Source organism: Duganella violaceipulchra (genome assembly GCF_019166075.1).
GTDB lineage: Bacteria > Pseudomonadota > Gammaproteobacteria > Burkholderiales > Burkholderiaceae_D > Rugamonas > Rugamonas violaceipulchra.
In genome coordinates this window covers 1-11,460 of sequence record NZ_JAHTGR010000007.1, presented here as the reverse complement: position 1 = coordinate 11,460, position 11,460 = coordinate 1, and the positions used below count along the sequence as shown (strand labels likewise).

At 64.0% G+C, this 11,460-nt stretch carries 8 protein-coding genes; 7 read left to right on the top strand and 1 reads right to left on the bottom strand.

Features of this window, described 5'->3' with window-relative positions; all coding sequences use genetic code 11:
* The first annotated feature begins 13 nt into the window (after positions 1–13).
* The 3 genes from KVP70_RS14295 (at position 14) to KVP70_RS14285 (ending at position 5,793) form a co-directional block, all read left to right on the top strand.
* Positions 14–799, top strand: a complete 786-nt coding sequence (locus tag KVP70_RS14295) for a competence/damage-inducible protein A (RefSeq protein ID WP_217942907.1) — start codon at positions 14–16, stop codon at positions 797–799.
* A gap of 354 nt (positions 800–1,153) precedes the next feature.
* Positions 1,154–4,273: a transglycosylase domain-containing protein gene (locus KVP70_RS14290; protein WP_217943177.1), complete on the top strand. Its 3,120-nt coding sequence runs from the start codon at positions 1,154–1,156 to the stop codon at positions 4,271–4,273.
* Positions 4,274–4,425: 152 nt separating this feature from the next.
* The gene (locus tag KVP70_RS14285) at positions 4,426–5,793 is read left to right on the top strand and encodes a TAXI family TRAP transporter solute-binding subunit (protein WP_217943176.1); all 1,368 of its coding nucleotides are present in this window, start codon (positions 4,426–4,428) and stop codon (positions 5,791–5,793) included.
* Here the strand turns inward: KVP70_RS14285 and KVP70_RS14280 are convergent.
* Positions 5,790–6,248 carry a rhodanese-like domain-containing protein gene (locus KVP70_RS14280; RefSeq protein ID WP_217942906.1) on the bottom strand — a complete coding sequence of 153 codons (459 nt, stop codon included), beginning with the start codon at positions 6,246–6,248 and terminating at the stop codon, positions 5,790–5,792. The genes KVP70_RS14285 and KVP70_RS14280 overlap by 4 nt on opposite strands.
* 312 nt (positions 6,249–6,560) lie before the next feature.
* Between KVP70_RS14280 and glnA the strand changes: the two genes are divergently transcribed.
* The 4 genes from glnA to ntrC all read left to right on the top strand — a co-directional run bounded on the left by glnA (position 6,561) and on the right by ntrC (position 11,272).
* Positions 6,561–7,976, top strand: coding sequence for a type I glutamate--ammonia ligase (gene glnA, locus KVP70_RS14275; RefSeq protein ID WP_026335076.1), 1,416 nt, complete (start codon positions 6,561–6,563; stop codon positions 7,974–7,976).
* A 126-nt stretch (positions 7,977–8,102) separates the two neighbouring features.
* The gene (locus KVP70_RS14270; protein WP_217942905.1) at positions 8,103–8,594 is read left to right on the top strand and encodes a DUF4124 domain-containing protein; all 492 of its coding nucleotides are present in this window, start codon (positions 8,103–8,105) and stop codon (positions 8,592–8,594) included.
* 10 nt (positions 8,595–8,604) lie between these two features.
* On the top strand, positions 8,605–9,702 hold the full coding sequence (glnL, locus tag KVP70_RS14265; protein ID WP_217942904.1) for a nitrogen regulation protein NR(II): 1,098 nt from the start codon (positions 8,605–8,607) through the stop codon (positions 9,700–9,702).
* 70 nt (positions 9,703–9,772) lie between these two features.
* Positions 9,773–11,272, top strand: a complete 1,500-nt coding sequence (gene ntrC / locus KVP70_RS14260; RefSeq protein ID WP_217942903.1) for a nitrogen regulation protein NR(I) — start codon at positions 9,773–9,775, stop codon at positions 11,270–11,272.
* The last annotated feature ends 188 nt before the right edge of the window (positions 11,273–11,460 follow it).

Below are 11,460 nucleotides of genomic sequence, written 5' to 3'. Positions count from 1 at the left end.
AAAGCAGATAACCATGGCCATCGGTCTCATCATCATCGGCGACGAAATCCTGTCCGGCAGGCGCGTCGACCAGCATTTCCCCAAGGTCGTGCAGATGCTGGCGGCGCGCGGCCTGCAACTGAACTGGGCCGAAATCCTGGCCGACGACCCGGAGCGCATCACCGCCACGCTCAAGCGCACCTTCGCCGGCGACGACATCGTGTTCTGCTGCGGCGGCATCGGCGCCACGCCGGACGACCACACCCGGCTGGCCGCCGCCAACGCGCTGGGCCTGCCGCTGGTCATGCACGAGCAGGGCAAGATCAACATCCAGCAGCGCATCCTGCAAATGGGCCAGGAGGCCGGCCAGGACGTGGACCTGAACTCCGACGAAAACCTGCACCGCCTGAAGATGGCCGAGTTCGCGCAAGGCGCGGCGCTGATTCCTAACCCGTACAACAACATTGCCGGTTTCGCTTTGCACAAGCACTACTTCGTGCCGGGCTTCCCGGTGATGGCGTGGCCGATGATCGAGTGGGTGCTGGACCACCACTACGCCGACCTGTTCAACCGCGAGCCGCGCCTGGAACAATCCGTGCTGGTGTACGAGGCGGCCGAATCGGCGCTGACGCCGCTGATGGTGGCGATCGAAGCGCAGTTCCCGAGGGTGAAGGTATTCAGCCTGCCGAGCGTGGGCGATGCGCACACCCGCCGCCATATCGAACTGGGTGTCAAAGGCGAAGCGGTCCAGACAGCCACAGCGTTTATTCAATTGTGCTCGGAACTCAAGAAGCTCAATGTAGAGTTCAGCAACACTTAGTGTCACACTGTTATCAGAAGGGCCGGAACGGCGTTCTTTCCTCGGAAAGTGCGCCGTTGTTTTTTTGCGAAAAACAAACGGCGCAGTAAAATTATTCTGCGTCCGCGCCGGTTGGCACCCCTCCGATGTGGTGCAATGGAAGCTCGCAAGTCCTAGTAAGTTTTACTGAAACAGCTGACCGGTTTGAATCATATGTTAAGCAATCGTCGTTTCCGCCGGCCCCGTCTTGTTGTGCGCGCAGTGCGCAAATTGCGCGCAGGCGCAGCAGCATTAGGCTATCGCCGTAGCCGGCACCTGCGTGTGGTGCCGCCGCCCACTCCCGAGCAAACCGAAGCGCACCTGGCCCAGGCCCAGATGGACGCGCCGCCGCCCACCACACCGCCGAAAAGCAAGCGCTCGCGTAACGCCTTCCTGCTGGTGCTGCTGGTCGGCCTGTCGTTCGCGGTCTACTGGGGCATCCAGGAAACCCGCACCTCCAGCATGCAGGCGCGCATCTTCACCGACCTGGTCGGCAAGATGACCTATAAGATGGAGCCGGGCGCCAGCAAGGCGATCCGCTTCCCGAAAGACAGCCCGTATGACGAGCGGCTCGGCTACGCCGGCCTGCCGGACTACCTGGGCAAGCTGAGCGCGCGCGACTACCAGGTCAGCGCGCAGGTGCGCATCTCGCCCAAGATGGCCGAGCTGGCCGACATGGGCGTGTTCGCCACCTACCGCGAAAAGACCAAGACCGGCCTGACGATCTACGATTGCCGCGCGCAGCAGCTGTTTGCCGCCAGCTATCCGGAGCGCGTCTACAACAAGTTCGAGCAGGCGCCGATGGCGCTGATCAACAGCCTGCTGTTCATCGAAAACCGCGAACTGCTCGACACCAAGTACCCGACCCGCAATCCCGCCGTCGAGTGGGACCGGCTGGGCAAGGCCGTGATTGAAAAAAGCGTGACCTCGGTGGCCGGCGGCCATCGCGCGGCGGGCGGCAGCACGCTGGCCACGCAGATCGAAAAATACCGCCACTCGCCGGAGGGCCGCACCGGTTCCATGAAGGACAAGCTGCAACAGATGGTCTCGGCCAGCCTGCGCTCCTACCAGGACGGCCCGGACACCACCAAGGCGCGCCGCCGCATCGTCATCGACTACCTGAACACGGTGCCGCTGTCGGCCAAGCCCGGCTATGGCGAAGTGAACGGCATGGGCGACGGCATGTGGGTCTGGTACGGCCGCAGCTTCCCGGACTTCAACCGCCTGATGGCCGGCAATCTCGCCAATCCGGATGCGGAAACCGCGCTGACCTACAAGGAAGCGCTGAGCCTGATGATCGCGCAACGCCGCCCGAGCTACTACCTGGGCAGCGGCGCGGCCGACCTGGAAGTGCTGGCCAACAGCCACCTGCGCATCCTGGCGCAGGACGGCGTGATCACGCCGGCCATGCGCGACATGGCCTTGCAGCAGAAGCTGCATCCGGCCACCGGTAGCGGCGTCGAGTCGGCGCCGGCGATGACCTTCGTGTCGCGCAAGGCGTCGAACGCGATCCGCAACCACCTGGCCAACCTGCTGGGCGACAACCGCATGTACAACCTGGACCGCCTGGACCTGAGCGTGGTCAGCACGCTGGACGCGCAGGCCCAGACCGCCGTCACGCAAGTGCTGCGCGACCTGCGCGATCCGGAGAAGGCCAAGGCCGCCGGCCTGACCGGCAAGGGCATGCTGGGCAACGGCGATCCGGCCAACGTGGTGTACAGCTTCACCTTGCTGGAGAAGGGCGAGCAGAACAATCTGCTGCGCCTGCAGACGGATAACTTCGACCAGCCGCTGGACATCAATGAAGGCGCCAAGCTGGACCTGGGCTCGACCGCCAAGCTGCGCACCCTGGTCACCTACCTCGACATCGTCGACATGCTGCACAAGAAGTACGGCGGCATGGATGCGGCCGCGCTGGGCAAGGTGACGGTCGATCCGCAGGACAAGCTGTCGCAATGGGCGCTGGACTACTTCAAGGCGCTGCCTCTGGACAAGGGCGGGCGCGAGCTGACGCCGATGCTGAACGCGGCCATGGAGCGCAAGTATTCGGGCAATCCGGGCGAGGGCTTCTTCACCGGCGGCGGCCTGCACCACTTCGGCAACTTCTCGAAGGAAGACAACGGCAAGATCCTGACCGTGACCGAGGCGCTGCGCCACTCGACCAACCTGGTGTTCGTGCGCCTGATGCGCGACGTCGCCAAGTACTACATGTTCCAGACGCCGGGTTCGTCGGCGTCGCTGCTGGCCGACGCCGACGATCCGCGCCGCGCGCAATACCTGGCGCGCTTCGCGGACAAGGAAGGCAAGGAGTTCCTGGGGCGTTTCTACGCCAAGTACAAGGGCAAGCCGGAGTCCGAGCTGGACAAGATCCTGCTGGCCAATATCCGCAGCACGCCGGTGCGGCTGGCGGTGATCCATCGCACCGTCTATCCGACCGCCAGCCTGCCGCAGTTCGCCGCCTTCCTGAAGGACAACCTGCCGTCGCAGAACGAGGTGCCGGAAGAGCGCGTGGCCAAGCTGTACGACCAGTATGCGATCGACAAGTGGTCGCTGGCCGACCGCGGCTACCTGGCCAGCGTGCACCCGCTGGAGCTGTGGATGGCGGCCTACATGCGCCTGCACAACGGCGCCACCTTGTCGCAGATGACGGCGGCCAGCGAGAAGGAGCGGCAGGAGGTCTATCAATGGTTGTTCAAGACCCACCACAAGCACGCGCAGGACAAGCGCATCGCCGGCCTGATCGAGGTGGAAGGCTTCATGGAAATCCACAAGCAATGGAAGAAGATGGGCTATCCGTTCGAATCGCTGGTGCCGTCGTATGCGACCACGCTGGGCGCTTCGGCCGACCGTCCGGCGGCGTTGGCGGAGATGATGGGGATTATCGTCAACGGCGGCGTGCGCAAGAGCAGCCAGCGTATCAGCTCGCTGCACTTCGCCGAGGGTACGCCTTACGAGACCGTGGTCACCAAGGGCAAACCGACCGCCAACGAGCAGGTGCTGTCGCCGGAGGTGGCGCGCGTGGTGGCCGACGCGATCCGCGGCGTAGTGTCGGACGGCACCGCCAAGCGGGCGCGCATGGCCTTCGTCGGATCGGACGGCAAGGTGATCCCGGTCGGCGGCAAGACCGGCACCGGCGACCAGCGCTTCGATGTGTATGGCGGCGGCGGGCGCCTGATCGAGTCGCGCTATGTGAACCGTTCGGCGACGTTCGTGTTCAACATCGGCGAGCGCTTCTTCGGTTCGATGACGGCCTACGTGCACGGGCCGGAATCGAAGAACTACGACTTCACCAGCGCGCTGCCGGTGCAGCTGCTGGTGGTGCTGGCGCCCAACCTGATGCCGCTGATCGAGCCGCATCCGATCGCCAAGCCGGGGCCGACGCCGCCGGTGATCGTCAAGACCGGCGGCAACGCCACCGCGTCCGTGACGCCGCCGCTGCAGGCCTGCGGCGGCTAAACAGGGGGGGCAAACACGGGGGTCAAGTCTGACATTCGGACACGGGCTGTGCCGTAATAGCCGTTACGGCAGAGCCCGTGTCCGAATGTCAGACTTGACCCCGGGTTGATTTGTAGGCAATGTATCAGCCCATGAAGCCGATACGCCACCATATGTCCAAAATCCTCAAGTTCACGCAGTTCTCCGTGCGGGACTTGTTTGTCGCCGCCGCGCCCACCATCGCCCTGATCGCCGGCGTCTGCCTGCTGGCCTACTGGCTGGTGGACCCGGCGCCGCCGCGCACGGTGCGCCTGGCCACCGGCCAGGAAAACAGCGCCTACGCTGAGTTCGGCAAGAAATACGCGGCCGCGCTGGCCAAGCACGGCGTCAAGGTGACGCTGGTGCCGTCCGCCGGCTCCGGCGAAAACCTCAAGCGCCTCAAGGCCGGCGAAGTCGATATCGCCTTCGTGCAGAGCGGCTCCACCAACGAGGAAGCGGCCGAGCGCGAAGGCCTGACCTCGCTGGGCAGCCTGTTTGTCGAGCCGCTGTGGCTGTTCCTGCGTGAGACCAAGGGCAAGCCGCCCATCACCCAGCTGACCCAACTGAGGGGCCTGAAGATCAACTTCGGCGCCAAGGGCGCGGGCTCCTCGCGCCTGTTCCGCCAGGTGCTGGAGCTGAACGGCGTCGAGAAGGGTGAGGTCGAGCACTTCTCGCTGGCCAACACGCCGGCCACGGTCGAATTGCTGGAAGGCCGCATCGACGGCCTGGTGTTCACCTCGGCCCCGGAAGCGCCGCTGATCCAGATGCTGCTGCAAACGCCGGGCATCAAGCTGTTCAACTTCAACCAGGCGGAAGCCTACGCCCGCAAGCTGCCCTTCCTGACCCACGTGGTGCTGCCGCAGGGCATCGTCGACCTGGGCCGCGACATCCCGGCCGAGGACTACAAGCTGATCGCCCCGACCGCCACGCTGGTGGCGCGCGACGACCTGCATCCGGCGTTGGTGGATTTGTTCGTGCAGGCGGCCGCCAACATCCACAGCGGCGCCGGCTGGTTCTCGCAGCAGGGCCAGTTCCCGTCGGCCAAGTACACCGAGATCCCGGTCGACGCCGAGGCGGCCAAGTACTACAAGAGCGGCCCGCCGCTGCTGCAACGCTATATGACGTTCTGGCTGGCCAATTTCTTCGACCGCATGTGGGTGGTGGTGGTGGCGCTGGGCGCGTTGATACTGCCGCTGTCCAAGGTGGTGCCGCCGCTGTATGTGTGGCGCATCCGTTCGCGCGTCTACCGCTGGTACGGCCAGCTGCGCGCGGTGGAGCAGGCGGTGGAGGAGGCGTCGGATGACACCCGCATGCAGGTCTACGAGGCCCAGCTGGTGCGCCTGAACGAGATCGAGGACCTGGTCAACCAGGTGTCGATCCCGCTATCGTTCGCGGACGGCTTGTACGGCCTGCGCAGCCACATCCAGTTCGTGCGCAAGCGTATCCAGTTCCTGATGGGCGAGTCGGCGCCCGCCCCGGACGATGAGGCGGTGGCAGTCTAGGCGCCGGTCCAGGGCAGCTCGGCCTTGCACCAGCCGCTGACGTGCTTGCGGTGGCCGTGCTCGTCCTTGTCGCCCTCGAAGCCTTCCAGGATGTCGTAGCAGTGCTGGTAGCCGTGTTCGGTCGCCAGTTTGGCGGCGTTGCGCGAACGTACACCGGAACGGCACAGGAACAAAATCACCTGGTCCTTGCGCGCCACCGAGTTCAGCTGCTCAATGAACTCATGGTTGGCGATCCCGCCCGGATACAGACTCCACTGGACCGCACCATGTTGGGCTTCCGGTATCGCCACCCGTCCCACCCAGTCGCGCTCGGCATGGGTGCGCACATCGACCAGCTTGACCGCGTTGTCGGCGCTGATCAGTTCATAGGCTTCCTGCGGCGTCACGGCGCCGGCATAGGGCCAGTCTTTGCTGCGGCTGCGGGCCAGCGCAAGAATATCGTCTATTTTGCTCATGTCATGTTCCAGAAATAAGTTTGAGTTTATTATAGGCTTCCTGCGCCCGCACCACACGCGGGCGCACCAATCCAGTGCATTTTTCAGGAATCTTCCAAAAATGCACAAAACAGGTGCAATATCTCGAATGCGCACCCAGTTGGTGCGGTGTTGCGATGCCTCAAATAGTGGCACTTTGTCTTGCCGGCGGATTTTAGATTCATTTTGCCGGCAAGTTCAAAGACGCTATCGACATAAGCTGATGAGTTTTAAGCTGGCACGGATACTGCTTACCAAGAGCGCACGAGTCCCACATTCCTTTAGGAGATACGCATGGCAATGACAGCCGCAGAAGTTCTGAAAATGGTCCAGGAAAACGAAGTCAAATTCGTTGATTTCCGTTTCGCCGACACCCGTGGTAAAGAACAGCACGTCACCGTGCCTGTGTCGCACTTCGACATCGACAAGTTCGAATCGGGTCACGCCTTCGACGGTTCCTCGATCGCCGGCTGGAAAGGCATCGAAGCTTCGGACATGATACTGCTGCCAGATCCAAACACCGCGAACATCGACCCGTTCATGGAAGAGACCACGCTGTTCATGCAGTGCGACGTCATCGAACCGGCCGACGGCAAGGGCTACGACCGCGATCCGCGCTCCATCGCCAAGCGCGCTGAAGCCTACCTGAAATCGTCCGGCATGGGCGACACCGCCTACTTCGGCCCTGAGCCAGAGTTCTTCATCTTCGACAGCGTGCGCTGGAAGATCGACATGTCCGGCTGCTTCGTCAAGATCGATTCGGAAGAAGCCTCGTGGACCACCGGCGAGAAGCTCGAAGGCGGCAACACCGGCCACCGTCCGACCGTCAAGGGCGGCTACTTCCCAGTGCCACCAGTGGACAGCTTCCAGGACATGCGTTCGGAAATGTGCCTGATCCTGGAATCGCTGGGCATCCCGGTCGAAGTGCACCACCACGAAGTGGCTGGCGCTGGCCAGAACGAAATCGGCACCAAGTTCTCGACCCTGGTCGAGCGCGCCGACTGGACCCAGAACCTGAAGTACGTGGTCTGGAACGTGGCCCACAGCTACGGCAAGACCGCCACCTTCATGCCTAAGCCTATCGTTGGCGACAACGGTTCCGGCATGCACGTGCACCAGTCGATCTGGAAAGACGGCGTCAACCTGTTCGCCGGCGACGGCTATGCCGGCCTGTCCGACACCGCGCTGTACTACATCGGCGGTATCATCAAGCACGCCAAGGCGCTGAACGCGATCACCAACCCAGGCACCAACTCGTACAAGCGCCTGGTTCCAGGCTACGAAGCTCCAGTGAAACTGGCGTACTCGGCCAAGAACCGTTCGGCTTCGATCCGTATTCCACACGTGGCCAATCCTAAGGGCCGCCGTATCGAAACCCGCTTCCCGGACCCACTGGCCAACGTCTACCTGTGCTTCGCGGCGCTGCTGATGGCCGGCCTGGACGGTATCGCCAACAAGATCCACCCGGGCGAGGCAGCATCGAAAGATCTGTACCACCTGCCGCCGGAAGAAGACGCACTGATCCCAACCGTGTGCGCTTCGCTGGAAGAAGCGCTGGACAACCTGAACAAAGACCGCGAGTTCCTGACCCGTGGCGGCGTGTTCAGCGATTCCATGATCGACGCTTACATCGAACTGAAAATGCAGGACGTCCAGCGCATGCGCATGACGACTCACCCTGCCGAGTTCGACATGTACTACTCGCTGTAATGGCAACGCACCGGCGGCGCCGGTGCTTGTAATGCAGCAAAAAAACGCGGGGCGAGCAGAGCTTTCCCCGCGTTTTTCTTTGGATGTTGTATATTCGGGATGGATAGTTCCACCCACGGATTACGAATGACAACTAGTATCAAACGATGTATGTTGCTGGCGCTGCTGGGCTGCGCTACTGCCCAGGCGCAGATCTACAAGTGCGTCACGCCCAACGGCAGCATCGAGTACACCGACATCAACCGCGGCAGCTACTGCAAGTCGATGGACTTGCCGGGCACCGTGATCCCGGCGCCGCCGCGCCGCCAGGGCACGCCCGCGCGCAGCGGCAGCGTGCCGGCGCCGGCCAGCACGCCGGGCGACTTTCCGCGCGTCGACAGCGCCGAACAGCGCGCCCGCGACGCCGACCGCCGCGGCATCCTGGAAGAAGAGCTGAAGAACGAGGCGCAAAGGCTGGCGGAGCTGCGCAAGGCGTTCAACAACGGCGAGCCGGAACGGCGCGGCGACGAGCGCAACTACGCCAAGTACCAGGAGCGGGTGGCCGGCATGCGCGACAACATCGGCCGCTCGGAAAAGAATATCGAAGCACTGAAACGTGAGATCGCGAATATCCGATGACGAGTTTACTATGAGCCTTATGAGTAATCACGACGGCAAGCACCGCCCGCCGGCACTGGCGGGCCTGGAGCTGCTGGCTTCGGCCGTGGTGCTGCTGGACGCCGACGGCCAGTTCGTCTACGCCAACGCGGCCGCCGAGAATCTACTGGAGAGCTCGCTCAAGGCGCTGTCGCGCCAGACGCTGAGCGCGCAGTTCCTCAACCCCGGCGAGCTCGACAACATCTGCAACCAGGCGCGCGAGCACAAGTTCTCCGACCTGCGCCAGGACCTGATGCTGGAACGGGCCGGGCGCGACGCGCTGCATGTGCACAGCATCGTCTCGGCGCTGGACGAGCCGCCCGGCCACATCCTGATCGAGCTGCGCGAGCACCTGCAACACCTCAAGCTGGACCGCGAGGAGCGCATCCTCGACCAGAGCCAGGTCAACAAGGAGCTGATCCGCAACCTGGCGCACGAGATCAAGAACCCGCTGGGCGGCATCCGCGGCGCCGCGCAGCTGCTGGAGATGGAGCTGCCGGCGCTGCACGCAGGCCAGCTGCGCGAGTACACCCAGGTCATCATCAAGGAAGCGGACCGGCTGCAAACGCTGGTCGACCGCCTGCTGGCGCCGCACCGCCGGCCGCACATCGTCGGCGACGTCAACATCCACGAAGTGCTGGAGCGCGTGCGCAGCCTGATGCTGGCCGAGTTCCCGTCCGGCCTGACGATCCTGCGCGACTACGACGCCTCGATCCCCGAGTTCCGCGGCGACAAGGAGCAGCTGATCCAGACCGTGCTCAACATCGCGCACAACGCCGCCCAGGCGCTGGCCAGCCGCATCGACGCCGGCGATGCGGAGATCGTTTTCAAGACGCGCGTGGCGCGCCAAGTCACCCTGGCCAAGGTCCGCTACGGGCTGGCATTAGACTTGCATATCATTGACAATGGACCGGGCATCGCACCCCAGATCCGCGACCGGATTTTCTATCCCCTGGTATCGGGCAGGGAAGGCGGCAGCGGCTTGGGGTTGACCCTAGCGCAGACCTTTGTGCAGCAGCACATGGGTGTGATCGAGTGCGAGAGCCGGCCTGGATATACGGACTTCCGCATCCTGCTGCCACTGCCATAAGCCCAGGCGGGCAGGGGGCGGATGCCGGGTCCCTTGATTGACGATCCATATTGCGGGATACACACAACACATGAAGCCAATCTGGATAGTAGACGACGACGAATCGATCCGCTGGGTACTGGAAAAAGCACTGGCACGGGAAAACCTGGCCACCAAGAGTTTTGCCAACGCGCGCGACGCCATCGCCGCGCTGGAGTTCGAGACGCCGCAGGTGCTGGTGTCCGACATCCGCATGCCGGGCGACTCCGGCCTCGACTTGCTGCAGCTGGTGAAGTCGCGCTTCCCCGGCCTGCCGGTCATCATCATCACCGCCTTCTCCGACCTCGATTCGGCCGTCGCGGCCTTCCAGGGCGGCGCCTTTGAATACCTGGCCAAGCCCTTCGACATCGACAAGGCCGTCGAGCTGATCCGCCGCGCGCTCGACGAGAGCCTGCGCGAGACCAGCGTTGAATCGGGGCCGTCGGAGACGCCGGAAATCCTCGGCCAGGCGCCGGCGATGCAGGAAGTGTTCCGCGCCATCGGCCGCCTGTCGCAATCGAACGTGACGGTGCTGATCACCGGCGAATCGGGCTCGGGCAAGGAGCTGGTGGCGCGCGCGCTGCACAAGCACAGCCCGCGCGCGGCGCAGCCCTTCATCGCGCTCAACACGGCGGCGATCCCGAAGGACTTGCTGGAGTCCGAACTGTTCGGCCACGAGCGCGGCGCCTTCACCGGCGCGCAGACCACGCGCCGCGGCCGCTTCGAGCAGGCCGAGAACGGCACACTGTTCCTCGACGAGATCGGCGACATGCCCTTCGATCTGCAGACCCGTTTGCTGCGCGTGCTGTCGGACGGCCACTTCTACCGCGTCGGCGGCCACCAGCCGCTCAAGGCCAATGTGCGCGTGATCACCGCGACCCACCAGAACCTGGAGCAGCGTGTGCGCGAAGGCTTGTTCCGCGAAGACTTGTATCACCGCCTCAACGTGATCCGCCTGCGCCTGCCCAGTTTGAGGGAGCGGCGCGAGGACATCCCTATTTTGGTGCGCCACTTCCTGGTGCAGAGCGCCAAGCAGCTGGGCGTGGAAGCGAAGCGCATGAGCGACTCCACGCTGCAATTTCTCAGCGGCCTGGATTTGCCGGGCAATGTGCGCCAGCTGGAAAACCTGTGCAACTGGATCACGGTGATGGCGCCCGGCCAGACCGTGGAAGTGAAGGATCTGCCGCTGGAGCTGACGCAGGAGCAGGGCCACGCGCCGGCGCCGGCCGAGAGCTACGCGCCGATCCAGCACCACGGCACGGTGATGGCGGTGCCGGTGGCCGACAGCGGCGGCGCGCATGGATCGGCATCGTCCGGCGCGCCGGACGCATGGCTGGGCTTGCTGGAAGCGCAGGCCGCCAGCATGCTCAGCGGCGGACAGCAGGAAGTGATGGCGGTGCTGGGCCGGCAGTTCGAGTCGGCGCTGATACGCACCGCGCTCAAGCACACGCACGGCCGCAAGAACGACGCGGCGGTGCGCCTGGGCATAGGCCGCAACACTATCACCCGCAAGATCGCCGAACTTGGCATCGACGGCGCCAAGGACGATTGATCCCGGCTGCCGCGCCGGTTTGAGGTAAGCTCTTGGCTGATGAAGCCAGGGGCTTTTTTTTTGTGCGCCCGGCAGGGCGCACTCACTTGGAGGTGAAAGTCCTCTACTCGCCCGGCGAGGGGAAGAGTTAGCTGAACGGCAAGGGTGTCGCGGGCGACCGCGAATCTGGAGGAAGCCGAAGGCAAAGC